Source organism: Bacteroides sp. OM08-11, from assembly GCF_003438665.1.
GTDB classification, from domain to species: Bacteria; Bacteroidota; Bacteroidia; order Bacteroidales; family Bacteroidaceae; genus Bacteroides; species Bacteroides cutis.
Genome location: NZ_QSTJ01000007.1, coordinates 143,996 through 161,179, shown reverse-complemented (window position 1 = coordinate 161,179; position 17,184 = coordinate 143,996). Strand labels below are relative to the sequence as shown.

Genomic DNA, 17,184 nt, shown 5'->3' with positions numbered 1-17,184 from the left:
TTATGAAATATATGAAGCAATTATATACCATTATTATTTTATTCTTGCTATCCCTATTTGCCTCTACAGGCGCATCGGCACAGATTAAAGGCGTTATTACAGACTCCCTCACTCACGAGCCATTGATGTATATCACTGTTCAATATGAAGGTAAAGGTGTGGGTAGCATCTCCAATGCCGACGGAGAATATCATGTAGAAGCTCATAAAGGATGGGATGAACTGACTTTTTCTGCTATCGGATATGTTACGAAAAAAGTAAAATTCGCTCCAGGCACCAAAGTATTGAACGTAAAGATGATGCCTGCCGACGTTATGCTTTCTGAGGTTGTCGTTAAACCCCAAAAAGAAAAATACTCTCGCAAAAACAACCCTGCCGTGGAGTTCATGAAGAAGGTTATCGAGCACAAAAAAGCTCTAAAGTTGGAAGAGAATGATTACTACCAATATCAGAAATACGAAAAAATGAAGATGTCCATGAACGATGTTACTCCAGAAAAAATGGAAAAAGGCATCTACAAGAAATTCTCTTTTTTCAAAGACCAGGTAGAATTGTCTCCTAAGACCAATAAGATGATTTTGCCTATCTCCATCAAGGAAACAGCCTCCAGAACCATCTATCGTAAAAGTCCTAAAAGTGAAAAAACAATCATCGAAGGTATGAACTCTACCGGCATCGAAGAGTTTTTTAGTACAGGTGATATGCTAGGAACTATTCTGACCGATGTATTCTCGGACGTAAACATCTACGACGACGATATCCGCTTATTGCAGCGTCGTTTCGTCAGCCCTATCGGACGAGGTGCCATCAGTTTCTATAAATTCTATCTTATGGATACTTTGATGGTGGATAAACGGGAATGTGTACATCTTACTTTTGTACCTCAGAACTCTCAGGATTTCGGTTTCACCGGACATTTGTATGTTGTTAAGGACTCTACTTATGCCGTTAAGAAGTGTATTATGAATCTCCCTAAAAAAACAGGAGTCAACTTTGTGGAAAATCTCGATATCGTACAGCAATTCGAACAATTGCCCGATAGTAACTGGGTGCTTACCGACGATGATATGACCGTAGAACTGGCATTGATGAAAGGTATACAAGGATTGGAAGTGCAACGAACTACGAAATACAGTAATTATAAATTCGAAGAGATAGAACCCCGGTTGTTTCGTTTAAAAGGAAGTGTCATCAAAGAAGCCAACATGCTTTCGAAGAGTGATGAATACTGGGCTCAAGTGCGCCAAGTGCCGCTCACCAAAAAAGAAAGTAATATGGATATCTTCATGAATCGTATTGAACAGATACCGGGCTTCAAATATGTCATTTTCGGGGCGAAAGCGCTTATTGAGAATTTTGTGGAGACCGGTAGCAAAAAACATCCGAGTAAGTTCGACTTCGGACCGATCAATACCATGATTACCAGTAACTATGTGAATGGTACCCGTTTCCGTGTCAGCGGTATGACTACAGGAAATCTTGACCCTCACTGGAGTTTCAGCGGATATGGAGCATACGGTACGAGAGACAAGAAGTGGTTTTATTCAGGACAAGCCGCATATTCATTCAACAAACGTGAATACGTATTATGGGAGTTTCCCAAACATTATCTTGGTTTCAAGTACACCTACGATGTAATGTCGCCTATGGACAAGTATCTGGAAACTGATAAAGACAATATGTTTGTCGGCTGGAAGTGGACAAAAGTGGACCAAATGTCTTATATGCGTGATGCCACCTTAATGTACGAATTAGAAACCAATACCGGTTTTTCTGTTAAAGCCATGGCACGTCATCGTAACGACCAACCTGCCGGAATGCTTCAATATTGGAAAAACAATGGGGACGTTCCGGGTGAGTGGGATCAAAAGAATACATTGGTACATGATATTACCACTGCCGAACTGGGTGTGACTTTACGTTATGCTCCAGGTGAGACCTACGTCAACACCAAGCAACGCCGCGTTCCCGTATCACTGGATGCTCCTATTTTCTCCCTCTCCCACACTACCGGTTTTAAAGGTGTACTCGGTGGAGACTATAACTTTAACCTGACAGAAGCAAGTATCCGCAAACGCTTTTGGTTTGGTTCCTGGGGCAAGCTGGATGTCACGGCACGTGCCGGAGCTCAATGGAATACAGTCCCGTTTCCCTTGTTGAACCTGCCGATGGCAAACCTTTCGTATATCACACAACATAATGAATCGTTCTCGCTTATCAATAACATGGAATTCTTAAACGACCGTTATGCCTCTCTTGCCCTGACATACGACATGAACGGAAAACTATTCAACCGCATCCCGCTTATTAAAAAACTCAAATGGCGTGAAGCATTTCGTATTCGCGGATTGTGGGGTACATTGACAGATAAGAACAATCCATATAAAAGCAGTAACCCCGATTTGTTCCTGTTCCCGATGCGGGACGGCATGCCTACCAGTTATGTAATGGGCAAAACGCCCTATATAGAAGCCAGTGTAGGTATATATAACATTTTCAAGTTACTACATATCGAATATGTTCGTCGCCTCACCTATACAGATATTCCGGGAGTGAAAAAAGGCGGTATCCGGTTTATGATTTTAATGATATTCTAAATTATGCCTCCATTAGCAGAACGGCTTCGGCCCAAGACATTAGATGAATACATCGGTCAGAAACATTTAGTCGGACCGGGTGCAGTGTTGCGTAAGATGATTGACGCAGGACGTATCTCCTCGTTTATACTTTGGGGACCACCGGGAGTAGGAAAAACGACATTAGCACAGATCATAGCCAATAAACTCGATACTCCGTTTTATACTCTCAGCGCCGTGACCAGCGGTGTAAAGGATGTGCGCGACGTGATAGAGCGCGCCAAGAACAACCGTTTTTTCTCGCAATCAAGTCCTATCTTGTTTATCGATGAAATCCATCGTTTCAGTAAGTCCCAACAAGATTCATTGCTGGGCGCTGTGGAGCAAGGTACTGTCACCCTGATAGGAGCTACCACAGAAAATCCTTCTTTTGAAGTGATCCGTCCATTGCTCTCCCGTTGCCAACTTTATGTATTGAAGTCGTTGGAAAAAGATGATTTACTGGAATTACTTCAACGAGCTATTTCCACAGATATCGTCTTAAAAGAACGAAAGATTGAACTCAAAGAAACTACCGCTATGCTACGTTATAGCGGTGGAGATGCCCGGAAATTACTCAATATCCTCGAACTGGTAGTACAATCCGAAAACTCCGACCCTGTTGTCATTACCGACAAAATGGTGACCGAACGGTTGCAACAAAACCCATTGGCATACGACAAGGATGGAGAGTTACACTATGATATTATCTCTGCATTCATCAAATCTATCCGGGGAAGCGACCCCGACGGAGCTGTCTACTGGCTTGCACGTATGGTTGAAGGAGGTGAAGATCCTGCTTTCATCGCCCGGCGTCTTGTCATATCCGCTTCCGAAGACATCGGACTAGCCAATCCCAATGCTTTGTTGATAGCTAATGCATGCTTTGACACTATCATGAAAGTTGGTTGGCCCGAAGGGCGTATTCCTTTGGCGGAAGCTACCATATATCTTGCCACAAGCCCTAAGAGCAATTCTGCATACATGGCTATCAATAATGCCCTGGAGATTGTGAGGCAAACCGGTAATCTACCTGTTCCTCTGCACTTACGCAATGCTCCCACCAAACTGATGAAACAGTTGGGCTATGGTGATAATTACAAATATGCCCATGACTATCCCGGTAATTTCGTCCGTCAGCAATTCTTACCCGACGAATTGAAAAACCGGATCATCTGGGAACCGCAAAACAATGCTGCTGAACAAAAACATAAAGAACGGATGCAGGCATTGTGGGGAAAATATTCTTGAATTCCTTGAAAGGAAAAAAGAAAATGCTCGCTACTTGATAAAGTACATAGATGAACCAATAATAAACCAAACTATTCCTCCTTCTTCTTTTTTCAGGGAGATGGAAGATTATAAATCACAAATTATGAAAATAGTAGTATTAGACGGTTATGCCGCCAATCCCGGAGATCTTTCGTGGGACGAATTAAAAGCATTAGGTGAATGTACTATCTATGAACGTACTTCTCCTGAAGAAGTACTGGAACGTGCCGCCGGAGCCGAAATCCTGTTAACCAACAAAGTGGTGCTTAATGCTGAAATCATAGCGGCTTTACCGGAACTGAAATATATTGGTGTACTTGCCACCGGATATAATATTGTTGATGTTACAGCAGCTAAAGAACATGGTATCATTGTGACTAATATCCCCGCATACAGTACCGATTCAGTTGCACAAATGGTCTTTGCCCACATCTTGAACATCGCCCAGCAGGTACAACACTATACCGACGAAATTCGTACAGGACGTTGGAGCAACAGTCCTGATTTCTGTTTTTGGGATACTCCGCTCATCGAGCTTCGTGGAAAGAAAATAGGTATCATCGGACTGGGACATACCGGCTATAATACAGCACGTATAGCTATAGGCTTTGGTATGGAAGTCTATGCTTATACCTCAAAATCCCCCTTCCAACTTCCTCCCGAAATAAAAAAGATGGAACTTGACGAGCTTTTCAGTACGTGTGATATTGTCAGCCTGCATTGTCCTCTCACCGGCACAACCCATGGACTAATAAACTCGAAACGTCTCAAACAGATGAAACCGACTGCAATCCTTATCAATACCGGACGCGGACCGCTCATCAACGAGCAAGACCTTGCGGATGCCCTGAACAATGGCACTATCTTTGCCGCCGGTCTGGATGTACTTACCCAAGAACCTCCCCGATCCGATAATCCTCTGCTCACCGCCAAGAATTGTTATATCACTCCACACATTGCGTGGGCAAGCAGTGCTGCACGCGAACGCCTTATGCAAATTATGCTTGAAAATGTAAAAGCCTATTTAGGTGGAAAGCCGGTTAACAACGTTGCCAAGTGACATTAGTATTTGATAATTAACTCTTATGGGAAAAGCCGCAGTCAAAGGACTATTTCATATCATTATAATAGCCGCCACCATTGTTTTGGCGGCTATTACTATCATAGCTTCCCGATCGGGACATTATGTTCCTGTTAATTCCGTAATTATGCCCCTGTTGGGACTTGCTATCCCGGTTTTGCTACTTTGTAACCTGGCAGTAGCTATTTGTTGGACATTTGCACGTAAGTGGTGGGCTTTAGTGCCTTTGGCAGCTTTCCTTTTTAACTGGCCATATCTGACATCTGTCATCCAGTTTAACTCAACTCATGAAATACCAACAGATGCTTTGGGAAAAAACAATCGCCCTAACGGTTATCTGACTGTTGCTACCTATAATGTACATAGTTTCGGTAATGAAATAACCGGTTATTCCTGTAAAGAAATAGCTAAATATATGCAAAAGAAGCATGTTGATGTACTTTGTTTCCAAGAGTTCGGTGACAACAAATATTTTCCCGTAGATAGTTTACGCCATGCACTTTCCTATTGGAAGTATGTTTCCATACCCACCGGAAATTCTATCCACAATGTTCTCCCCATCGCCGTATTCAGTCGTTTCCCACTAGCAAACGAGCGTTTCATTGCCTACCCATATAGTGCCAATTGTAGCATGACATGTGATATTGTTTTAGGTATGGATACTATCCGGCTCCTAAACAATCATCTGCAAACTACCAGTGTAAGTCAAAATCGTAAAAGATGGCAACGTGAACTTGCCACAGATGATACCCGCCGTGAAGCCCAAGCTATGCAAGATGCTGCCGGAACTTTGCACGATAACTTTGTAAAACGTGCCGCCCAAACAGACAGTATCTGTCATCTTGCCATAACCAGTCCCTATCCCGTACTTGTATGCGGTGACTTCAATTCTTTGCCTTCTTCCCATACTTACTATCAGTTATCAGAAATCCTGCAAGACGGTTTCAAAACCGGAGGTTGCGGTTACATGTATACTTATCGTTACGGAAAGCGCTTATTCCGAATTGATTATGCCTTTCATTCTCCCGAACTTGAATGTATAAACTATTATTCTCCTGATTTGGATTTATGTAGCGATCACAATCCGGTGGTGTTTACGGTAAAATACTAAATTCGGTTTGTACTTTTATTATCCTTTCATCCTTTAGCCGGAATAGTATAGAATATACTCGCATACCAAATAAAAATAGAGGGTCGTTCCGGCTATTCCGAAACAACCCTCAACATCTATTAAATATTAAATAAACCTTGGCTCCTCATTAGAAAGTCAAACGGATACCCACTTGTGCATGCCAACGCGAAGCGGTATCATTCTTAGTGATCTTTGCGTTGTTGAAATAATAAGTAGGAGTCTTTTGACCGTTATTATCCGTAGTTAAAGATGCTACTGTAAGCGGTGAAAGGTTATAGGCAGAACTATAGTTTACACCCCATTTTTTATTAAGCATATTAGCAAAATTGATAATATCGAATGTGAACTCCAGTTTACCCAGTCCTTTAGGATTATAGATAGTCTGAGCTAAATGGAGATTGATCTCATGTTCCCAATTGCTGAGATTAGAGTTCCTCACAGCATATTGCCCACGATGGTTCTTGGCATAATCGTCGTTCTCAATCCACCGCGCAAATGCCTGACGACCTTCTTCTGCGGTTCTGACAAGTTCATTCTTATCATATTCATCTACAAAGTTCATTTTGGCAAGTTCGCTTTCCGTAGGAATATACAATAAAGAATTACCGCTAAACCCATCACCGTTAAAATCAGACTTTTCATTCATTGTCAAGCTATAGCGGCTTCCTGAGAAAGCATTATAAATTACAGAAATAGAAGTACTCATCCAGTTATTCCAATACTTCGGAGTAGTATAAGCAGCCTGTACCATTATACGATGGGGTATATCAAACTTGGAGAAACTGAGTTCATTACCACTATTAGTATCATGTGAATAATTATACTTCCAGTTGGAATATGCTACAGAAGAAGTCCCGTCATTTACAGACTTGGAATGTCCAAATGTATATGACGCTGACATATCAAGACCGAATCCAAAGTGTTTTTCCAACAACGCAGATAAAGCATAGCTATATCCTTTATTCGTATTCTTCAAATTAATGATAGAATAGTAATCACCGGCTTGCGCTTTATAATAAGGAGAAGTAGAAGCTTCTACGCCAGGAACAGCATAAACCTGTCCGTTCTCGACCAATGCCAAATTTTCGAAGAAAACATTATTCATAGTCTTTGAATAAACTCCTTCAAGAGTCATTTTCACATTACCCGGTAAAAATTGCTCATAAGCCAAATTAGCGCGCAAAACTTGCGGATACTTAAAGTTCTTTGAGGTAGTCACAATATCCTGTTTGGCATCCGTTGTTGCGGCTGCTTTCGGATTTTCATGGTATTCCGTCAAAGTAGGAGCGCCGTTAGTATAGTTTTTATCAGCATCCTTAGGAGCGATAGTAGTTCCTTTCTGCTCCATGCCTGTATTATTAAAGGAGTTACTGAGCCATACAAAAGGTACACGTCCGGTAAAGATACCTACTCCCCCACGGAACAAAGTACGGTGGCTGTCATCAGCATACCAACTGAAACCTACACGAGGTGAGACCATCAATTTGGCACTCGGAGTCTCACCCACTTTTACACCCATGTTACGTTCTGCGGCAAAAGTATTGAAAGCCGGATTAACGGTAGGTTTGTTAAACAGTAAAGGTATGTCAAAACGAATACCATAAGTAAAGTTGAAATTACGGGATACAATCCATTTATCCTGAACATAAAATCCAAACTGACCGGCTTTCATCACAGGAGCATATTTCAAATCACCGCCCGTAAGTGCCGGATCACTATACTTATAAGTAAACTGATAGGGTTTGTCTTGCATAAATAAATCTAATGAATTGTAATACCATGCCCCCTCGGATGCCTGGATAAACAAGTTACTGATACGGTATATTTCATTATGCGTACCGAAAGTCAAGGTATGATCACCCAAATACCAAGAAAGGTTATCTTCAAAGCTATATACATCTTGATCCAACTTGTTAGCCCCTGAAGAATATTCAGTTCCTACATTAACTGTTATTTTAGTTTGACCATCAGCAGCCAATACATTTTTGATCTGAAGATTTGGACCTAAATAATCTGTATCACGGAAATCGCGTACAAAAGTACCGGACGCACGGAATTCATTGTACATTTTGTCACCCAAACGAGAATTCAACTCAGCTACAATAGAATTGGTTTTATTATTCATGCGATAACCACTATTCTCAAAATAATAAGTAGTAGAGTTAGCGCCATATACATCCTTATAAGAATTATTGTGCTGGAAACGTACAGCCAACTTATGATTATCATTAATATTCCAGTCTAAACGAGCCAATAAGCCAAATGACTTTTGTTCAATATCACGTTGATTATAAGCATCGGACTTACCGGTGATTTTAGCATATTGATCAACAATTTGTTTTGCAGTAGCAGTCGTTATGTAGTTAGTGGTGTACCCCGGATAAATACTGAAAGGATAACTGTTTTTTTGCCCTTCTGCACTTACAAAATAAAACAATTTATTCTTAACGATAACTCCTCCAAGTGTGCCACCATACGTGCGGTCAAATTGCTGAGACATTGGAGATTTAATGTAATCACGGATAGCACTGTATTTACCATACATATTCTGATTATTAAAGTAAGTGTAGGCCGATCCATGGGTTTCATTAGTACCCTGTTTTGTAATGGCATTGATACCACCACCAGTAAATCCACCCTGGCGTACATCATAAGGAGCAACTACAACCTGTATCTCCTGAATCGCATCCATAGAAATAGGATTGGCTCCGGTTTGATCACCATTCGTTCCACCGGAAGAAAGTCCGAATACATCGTTAGCTACTGTACCGTCTATCTGGAAACTATTGTAACGATTATTAGAACCGACAAAAGTAATGCCTCCTATCTTAGAAGCTGTAACCAAAGGACTGTTCTTCACAATGTCGTAAATGTCACGGCTTACTGTCGGAGTATTTTCAATATTTTCAAGCGAAAAATTCTTTGCTGCACCCGTTTTGGTTTTAGCATCGGCAACTACAAGAACCTCATCCAACAACTCAGAACTTGGATGTAGCGTAACATTCTGAACATAAGTATTACCAAGTTCCAGAATAATACCTTTAAATACAGAAGTCTGATAACCTACATACGATACTTGTACCTTGTACGGACCTCCCGTACGCATACCTTGAATTGTGTATCGACCATCAACATTGGTGATAGCCCCATACGAAGTTCCTGACGGTTCATGAACAGCCATAATTGTAGCACCAATCACAGGCTCATTTTGTTCATCAATTACCTTGCCACTCATCGCAGCAGTAGTAGTTTGCGCATTAACGCCTATAGTAACCAAGAATGAAATTACTATAAACACAAATCTCAGTCTTTTTAACATAATACCATTAAATTAATTCCTTAAAATGTTATATTTCTCAAAACACACACAAAGATAAGTAAAATAATGTACATACATATTACACGCTCATTACATTTTTTAAGACTTTAAGAAACACTTTAGTATGGTCATACAAAGTATTTACCCAATTCATGATCAAATCAAACCAACCCAAACCTTCATTAATAAAAAGTTTTGCAACTAAAAAATACACATTTTTCTCTTTTTAGACCAACAAAAAGAAAAAGTGCAATTATTTATGTACCTTTGCCGCGCTTTTTATGACTCTAAAGTAAGAAACGCTTATGCAAAAATCCGACTGCATCATCGGTGTAGAGCACGTATCGAAGTTCTTCGGAGATAAGGCCGTACTGAACGATGTAAATTTATCTGTCCGTAAGGGCGAGTTTGTAACGATATTGGGACCATCCGGTTGCGGAAAAACAACATTGTTACGCCTAATTGCAGGTTTCCAAACTGCTTCAGAAGGGGTAATTACCATTGCCGGAAAAGACATAACACAGACACCACCGCACAAACGTCCGGTAAACACGGTGTTCCAAAAATATGCTCTCTTTCCTCACCTTAATGTATTCAATAATATTGCTTTCGGTCTCAAGTTAAAAAAGATGCCTGCCACCACTATTGAAAAAAAAGTGAAACAAGCACTCCGTATGGTGGGTATGACGGACTATGAATATCGTGACGTTGATTCGCTCTCCGGCGGCCAACAACAACGCGTAGCCATTGCTCGTGCCATTGTCAATGAACCGGAAGTGTTGTTACTGGATGAACCGCTTGCCGCATTAGACCTGAAAATGCGTAAGGACATGCAGATGGAACTGAAAGAAATGCACCAAAAATTGGGTATTACCTTTATCTACGTCACACACGACCAGGAAGAGGCGCTTACTTTAAGTGATACCATCGTCGTAATGAGCGAAGGAAAGATACAGCAAATCGGTACTCCGATAGATATCTACAATGAACCTATCAACTCTTTTGTAGCTGATTTTATCGGTGAAAGCAATATATTGAACGGTGTGATGATAAAGGATAAACTCGTCACTTTTGCCGGACACGAATTCGAATGTGTGGATGAAGGTTTTGGAGAACAAGCACAAGTAGACGTGGTGTTGCGGCCGGAAGACCTTTATATCTTCGAGCCATCGGATGCCGCACAATTGACGGGTATCGTAACCAGTTGTATCTTCAAAGGTGTACATTATGAAATGCTGGTACAAACTCACGAAGGCTACGAACTGATGGTACAAGATTACCATTGTTTTGAAGCCGGACGTGAAGTAGGTTTGCTGGTAAAACCATTTGATATCCACGTAATGAAAAAGGAACGCACTTGTAATACATTCCAAGGAAAGCTGATTGACGAAACCCATGTAGAGTTTTTAGGCTGTGCTTTTGAATGTGATCCTGTGCATGATATCGAACCGGAAACCCCAGTACAAGTAGAAATCGATTTCCAAAACGTCATTCTTGAAGATAACGAAGAAGATGGGCGACTGACAGGAGATGTAAAATTTATCCTCTATAAAGGCAACCATTATCATCTTACAGTGTTTACCGATTGGGACGAGGATATCTTCGTTGATACCAATGACGTATGGGATGATGGCGACCGTGTAGGAATTCGCATTGCCCCTGAAAATATACGGATTGTTCAACCTATTAAAAAGGAAGGAAGTGACCAGTAAGTTATCCTATTTCTTCATGCGGCGGCGCAACTGGACAGTGCCCTACGCGTTATTTTTACTTATATTTGTAATAGTACCGCTACTACTCATTGTGTTGTATGCCTTTACAGATGCCGAAGGGACGTTTACCTTTGCCAACTTCCGCAAGTTCATGATGCATCCCGAGGCACTGAACACATTCGTCTACTCCATCGGCATTGCAATAATAACAACACTTGCATGTCTGTTGCTGGGTTATCCGGCAGCCTACATTCTGAGTCAGAAACATTTCAATACTTCCCGTACGATGGTGGTACTGTTCATTCTGCCCATGTGGGTAAATATTTTGATACGTACTCTTGCCACAGTGGCACTTTTTGACTTTCTGAGTCTGCCATTGGGAGAAGGGGCATTGGTTTTCGGTATGGTATACAATTTTCTGCCTTTCATGATATATCCTATTTATAATACGCTGCAGAAAATGGATCACAGCTTGATTGAAGCTTCACAAGACTTGGGAGCCAACCCTATGCAGGTATTCGGAAAAGTAATATTACCGCTATCCATGCCGGGTATCATGAGTGGAATTGTGATGGTATTCATGCCCACAGTATCTACTTTTGCCATTGCCGAGTTACTGACAATGAACAACATCAAGTTGTTCGGTACAACGGTACAGGAAAATATCTATAACGGAATGTGGAATTATGGTGCAGCTTTGTCACTCATCATGTTGTTACTGATTGGTATTACCATTCTCTTTACCAACGAAGAAGACAGTGCGTCCAATGAAAGCGGAGGTGTAATATGATGACGCGTATTCTGGCTAAAAGTTACCTTTGGATGTTATTGGCATTACTCTATTCGCCGATTCTGATCATTATGATATTCTCTTTCACTGAAGCGAAAGTGCTTGGCAACTGGACAGGATTTTCCACAAAACTATACAGTTCGCTCTTTACAGGCGGAATGCATCACTCGCTGATGAGTGCTATCTGGAACACATTTGCCATCGCATTGCTTGCTGCCACCGCCTCCACCGTTTTGGGAAGTATTGCTGCTATCGGCATATTCAATTTGCGTACACGTACACGGCAGATAATGAACTTCGCCAATGCCATCCCAATGATGAACGCTGATATCATTACAGGTGTATCCTTGTTCCTTTTATTTGTCAGTTTCGGTATATCACAAGGATTTACGACGGTGGTATTGGCACATATCACTTTTTGTACACCATACGTGGTACTCAGTGTCATGCCTCGTCTGAAAAAGATGAATCAGAATGTATATGAAGCAGCGCTCGATCTGGGTGCCACCCCATTTCAGGCATTACGTAAAGTAATTCTCCCTGAAATATTTCCAGGAATGATTAGTGGATTTATCCTTGCATTTACGCTTTCTATCGATGACTTCGCAGTAACCATTTTTACCATTGGCAACGAAGGTTTGGAAACACTATCGACTTATATCTATGCCGATGCGCGTAAAGGCGGACTGACACCGGAACTTCGTCCGTTATCAACGATTATTTTCATAACGGTACTGGTACTGCTGATTGTGATTAACAAACGGGCAGAAAAGTCAAAAAAAGAATAACTTCTCACCTCGTCAAAAGGGAGAATTAAGAAATGATATATAAAAGCTAATGAAAAAATTAACAGTCCTATTGACCCTGCTGTGCTGCATTGGCCTGTTCGCTTCCTGCGGAGGTTCAAACGAGCAGCGCAGTCATGTACTGAAAATATATAATTGGGCAGACTATATCGATGAAGATGTACTTGCCGAATTTCCTGCCTGGTATAAGCAGCAGACCGGAGAAGATATCCGTATCATCTATCAGGTGTTCGACATCAATGAAATAATGCTTACCAAAATTGAACGCGGACATGAAGATTTTGACGTGGTATGTCCTTCTGAATATATCATCGAACGAATGCTGAAAAAAGATTTACTCTTACCCATAAACCGGAATTTCGGTAAAACACCAGACTATATTCCCAACATCTCGCCTTACATCCAAAAAGAATTGAATAAAACCAGTCAACCGGAACGTACCACTACAGACTATGCCGTACCTTATATGTGGGGTACCGCCGGTATTCTCTATAACAAGAACTTCATCACAGAAGAAGAAGCCGGAAGTTGGTATTGTTTATGGAATGTAAAGAACAAAGGTAAAATCCTAATGAAAGACAGCTATCGTGATGCATACGGTACTGCCATCATCTACGCTCATGCTAAAGAATTGGCAGACAGCACTGTTACTGTAGAACAATTAATGAACGATAATTCTTCCGAAGCCATCGAACTCGCCGAAAAATACCTGAAATCCATGAAACCCAATATCTCCGGCTGGGAAGCTGATTTTGGTAAAGAAATGATGACCAAGAACAAAACTTGGCTCAACTTAACCTGGAGTGGTGATGCCGTTTGGGCTATTGATGAAGCGAATGCTGTGGGAGTCGAACTGGATTATAAAGTCCCCCGTGAAGGAAGTAACATCTGGTACGATGGTTGGGTTATCCCGAAATATTCGCGTAATGTAAAAGCTGCGAGCTATTTCATCAACTATCTCTGCCAGCCCGAAATAGCCATGAGGAATATGGATGCGATCGGTTATGTAAGCGCTGTGGCAACTCCCGAAATCATGGAGGCAAAAATTGATACAACCATTGAAGAACGTTCCGATCTGAGTTATTTTTTCGGAGAAATTAAAGGGGCTGACAGTTTACAGATCAATCCTGTTCAATATCCCGACCGAAAAATAGTGGAACGTTGCGCCATGATACGCGATTTTGGTGACCGCACGGAACTGGTACTCGAAATGTGGAGCCGTGTAAAAGGCGATAACCTCAATACAGGTATCGTATTACTGATATTTGCCGTTTTCGGCATATTGTTTATCTGGCTGATGTATGGAAAGATACGGAAATACAAACAACAACGACACCATCGCAGACGAAAAAAAAGAAACTTGAAATCATAAATCTAAATTCTAAAAAAATGCTGACTCAAATTATCAACGGACGTATATTCACCCCGCAAGGCTGGTTGAATGAAGGTTCTGTCCTAATGCGGGATGGAAAAATCTTGGAAGTAACAAACTGTGACCTAGCCCTTATCGGTGCACGGCTCATCGATGCCAAAGGTATGTACATCGTGCCGGGTTTCGTCTGCATGCACGCACATGGTGGTGGTGGATACGACTTTACCGAATGTACGGAAGAAGCTTTCCGTGGAGCTATCCGTGCACATCTGCGGCATGGAGCTACCAGCTTCTATCCTACCCTTTCTTCTTCACCTTTCAGCAAATTGCACCAAGCTGCCGAAATATGCGAAAAACTGATGGAAGAACCCGGAAGCCCAGTGATTGGACTGCACATCGAAGGTCCGTATCTAAATCCTAAAATGGCAGGCGAACAATTTGCCGGACAAGTCAAAGAGATTGATGAGAAAGAATATAAAAAACTTATAGAGAGTACTTACTGCATTCGCCGTTGGGACGCTTCACCCGAACTTCCCGGTGCACTGGACTTTGCCCGTTACCTTCGTAAAAAAGGCATACTGGCAGCCGTATCGCATACGGAAGCTGAATATGATGGTATCAAAGAAGCCTTTGAAGCCGGTTTTACCCATGCAGCCCATTTCTACAATGCTATGCCCGGTTTCCACAAACGCCGCGAATATAAATATGAAGGCACGGTAGAAAGTGTCTATCTGACAGACGGAATGACCATTGAATTGATTGCCGACGGTATCCATTTGCCTGCTACTATTCTTAAGCTGGCCTATAAATTAAAAGGTGTTGAACATACCTGCCTGGTAACCGACGCATTATCCTATACCGCCAACGAAGACAAAGAAATCAACGATCCGAAAGTAATTATCGAGGACGGTGTTTGTAAATTGGCCGACCGTTCGGCATTGGCAGGCAGTATCGCAACCTCCGACGTGCTGATACGCACGATGGTAAAAGCAGGAATTCCTTTAGGAGATGCATTACGTATGGCTTCTGAGACTCCAGCCCGCATTATGGGAGTATACGACCGTAAAGGTTCACTGCAAAAGGACAAGGATGCCGATATACTGATTATGGATAAAGATTTGAATATCCGCGCTGTATGGCAAGCCGGAAATTTAGTTGAAGAGACAAATACACTTTTTTAAGGAAAGAGTAACAACCCCTGAATTATCACTACGGGGTTGGTTTATATTTATTAAAAGGAAAATTCTCTAAAAAAAGTACAATGCTAAACTTTTTGAGGTCAACAGATGTATTATATAAATAAATTTGCATCATTAAAACTTAAACCAACTAAAAAATAAAAAGGTATGAAAAAAATGAAGATCACAGCTATATTGCTGAGTGGTGCTTTGCTACTGGGCAGTTGCAGTACCATGAATAAAACGACTAAAGGTGGTATCATCGGTGGTGGTTCGGGTGCAGCGGCCGGAGCTATTATCGGAGGATTGATCGGTAAAGGAAAAGGCGCGGCCATTGGTGCGGCGGTAGGCGCGGCAGTAGGTACAGGCGCCGGTGTAGCCATCGGTCATAAGATGGACAAGAAGGCTGCCGAAGCTGCCAGAATTGAAGGTGCACAAGTAGAGAAAGTGACAGACTCCAACGGACTAGCTGCTGTAAAAGTTTCATTTGAATCCGGTATTTTATTTGCTTTTAACTCCGCAGCGTTAAGTAACAGTTCCAAGGCTTCTTTACGTGAACTGGCACAGATTTTAAAAGAAGATCCAACTACGGATATCGCTATTGTCGGTCATACGGATAAAGTAGGTACATACGAAGCCAATATGAAAGTCTCGAGAGAACGTGCTTATGCCGTAGAGAATTATCTGCAAGCTTGTGGTGTGTCTCCCTCACAATTCAAAAAAGTGGAAGGTGTGGGATACAATGAATATGACAATAACATGACAGCCGAACAAAATCGCCGGGTGGATGTATATATGTATGCCAGCGAACAGATGATCAAGAATGCAGAAGCAGGAAAATAAATGATGATTAAACAGAGATTTGTTAAAACGCAGATTATTGTTAATTTGCGTTTTAACAAATCTCCATTTACATCCCCACCAACACTGCGACAATGAAACTTTCAAAGCCCTTACGAATAACCCGTAACATTATATTATTCTTTTTTATCTCTACTTTTACAGTAGCAGTGATTTATCGTTTTGTGCCAGTATATATCACTCCCCTAATGGTTATCCGTAGCGTACAACAAATATTTACGGGAGAAAATCCCAAGTGGCATCACACTTGGGTATCGTCCGACAAGATATCCCCTCACCTGCCTATGGCGGTTATTGCTTCCGAAGACAATCGTTTTGCTACACACAATGGTTTCGACTTTATCGAAATAAAAAAAGCGATCGAAGAAAATGAAAGCCGCAAGCGAAAACGGGGAGCAAGTACCATCAGCCAGCAGACAGCAAAAAATGTCTTTCTTTGGCCACAGTCTTCATGGTTGCGTAAAGGTTTCGAAGTCTATTTCACCTGGTTGATCGAACTACTCTGGTCGAAAGAACGAATTATGGAAGTCTATCTTAATTCCATAGAAATGGGAAAAGGAATATACGGGGCACAAGCCGCAGCAAAATACAAATTCAATACCACAGCTGCCAAACTCACTGAAGGGCAGTGTGCACTGATTGCGGCAACTCTCCCCAATCCGATACGATTTAATTCAGCAAAACCTTCCCCATATATATTAAAAAGACAAGGACAGATACTGAGACTGATGAAACTTGTACCGAAATTTCCACCGACAGAAAAATCGGTTAAAAAGAAGAAAAGATAATAAAAGTATCCATTCTTAAAGAATACAAAAAGAATATTCACTAAATTTGCAAAATAACAAAAGTATTACATGAAATGTAATCTTTGTTGTAATTGCATTAAATGAATATAATTAATAAAACATTGGAAAAGCGTTTCCATTCTCATACTTATTAGATATTGAGCTTTAGCTCTTATTCTCTGTTCTGAAAACCGCCAAAATGAAGACCGTAGAGAATAAGTAAGTGATAGTTCACGCTGTATAGGCGTGAATTATTCG

General features: G+C 41.3%; 12 protein-coding genes. 11 read left to right on the top strand and 1 reads right to left on the bottom strand.

Annotated features, from left to right (window positions below):
- The first annotated feature begins 11 nt into the window (after positions 1 to 11).
- The 4 genes from DXC10_RS13210 (at position 12) to DXC10_RS13195 (ending at position 6,079) form a co-directional block, all read left to right on the top strand.
- Positions 12 to 2,597, top strand: coding sequence for a DUF5686 and carboxypeptidase-like regulatory domain-containing protein (locus DXC10_RS13210; protein WP_117738083.1), 2,586 nt, complete (start codon positions 12 to 14; stop codon positions 2,595 to 2,597).
- 3 nt (positions 2,598 to 2,600) lie between these two features.
- Complete coding sequence (locus DXC10_RS13205) at positions 2,601 to 3,866, top strand: replication-associated recombination protein A (RefSeq protein WP_101542501.1); 1,266 nt, start codon at positions 2,601 to 2,603, stop codon at positions 3,864 to 3,866.
- 124 nt (positions 3,867 to 3,990) lie between these two features.
- The gene (locus tag DXC10_RS13200; protein ID WP_101542958.1) at positions 3,991 to 4,947 is read left to right on the top strand and encodes a D-2-hydroxyacid dehydrogenase; all 957 of its coding nucleotides are present in this window, start codon (positions 3,991 to 3,993) and stop codon (positions 4,945 to 4,947) included.
- 25 nt (positions 4,948 to 4,972) lie between these two features.
- Complete coding sequence (locus DXC10_RS13195) at positions 4,973 to 6,079, top strand: endonuclease/exonuclease/phosphatase family protein (RefSeq protein WP_117738050.1); 1,107 nt, start codon at positions 4,973 to 4,975, stop codon at positions 6,077 to 6,079.
- Between the two features lie 148 nt (positions 6,080 to 6,227).
- On the opposite strand, the gene DXC10_RS13190 is transcribed toward DXC10_RS13195, so the two are convergent.
- Positions 6,228 to 9,419, bottom strand: coding sequence for a carboxypeptidase regulatory-like domain-containing protein (locus DXC10_RS13190; RefSeq protein WP_117738049.1), 3,192 nt, complete (start codon positions 9,417 to 9,419; stop codon positions 6,228 to 6,230).
- A 305-nt stretch (positions 9,420 to 9,724) separates the two neighbouring features.
- Between DXC10_RS13190 and potA the strand changes: the two genes are divergently transcribed.
- The 7 genes from potA to mtgA all read left to right on the top strand — a co-directional run bounded on the left by potA (position 9,725) and on the right by mtgA (position 16,926).
- Positions 9,725 to 11,131 (top strand): polyamine ABC transporter ATP-binding protein, encoded by a 1,407-nt coding sequence (potA, locus tag DXC10_RS13185; RefSeq protein ID WP_101542498.1) that lies wholly within the window; start codon positions 9,725 to 9,727, stop codon positions 11,129 to 11,131.
- Between the two features lie 16 nt (positions 11,132 to 11,147).
- Positions 11,148 to 11,921, top strand: coding sequence for an ABC transporter permease (locus DXC10_RS13180; protein ID WP_101542497.1), 774 nt, complete (start codon positions 11,148 to 11,150; stop codon positions 11,919 to 11,921).
- Positions 11,918 to 12,709 carry an ABC transporter permease gene (locus tag DXC10_RS13175; RefSeq protein ID WP_101542496.1) on the top strand — a complete coding sequence of 264 codons (792 nt, stop codon included), beginning with the start codon at positions 11,918 to 11,920 and terminating at the stop codon, positions 12,707 to 12,709. Before DXC10_RS13180 ends, DXC10_RS13175 begins: the two co-directional genes overlap by 4 nt.
- A gap of 49 nt (positions 12,710 to 12,758) precedes the next feature.
- On the top strand, positions 12,759 to 14,099 hold the full coding sequence (locus DXC10_RS13170) for an ABC transporter substrate-binding protein (RefSeq protein ID WP_101542495.1): 1,341 nt from the start codon (positions 12,759 to 12,761) through the stop codon (positions 14,097 to 14,099).
- Positions 14,100 to 14,116: 17 nt separating this feature from the next.
- A complete protein-coding gene (gene nagA, locus DXC10_RS13165; RefSeq protein WP_101542494.1) occupies positions 14,117 to 15,280 on the top strand; it encodes an N-acetylglucosamine-6-phosphate deacetylase in 1,164 nt (387 codons plus the stop codon).
- 165 nt (positions 15,281 to 15,445) lie between these two features.
- Positions 15,446 to 16,120, top strand: a complete 675-nt coding sequence (locus tag DXC10_RS13160; RefSeq protein ID WP_101542493.1) for an OmpA family protein — start codon at positions 15,446 to 15,448, stop codon at positions 16,118 to 16,120.
- Between the two features lie 92 nt (positions 16,121 to 16,212).
- Positions 16,213 to 16,926, top strand: a complete 714-nt coding sequence (gene mtgA, locus DXC10_RS13155) for a monofunctional biosynthetic peptidoglycan transglycosylase (protein WP_117738048.1) — start codon at positions 16,213 to 16,215, stop codon at positions 16,924 to 16,926.
- Positions 16,927 to 17,184 lie beyond the last annotated feature (258 nt).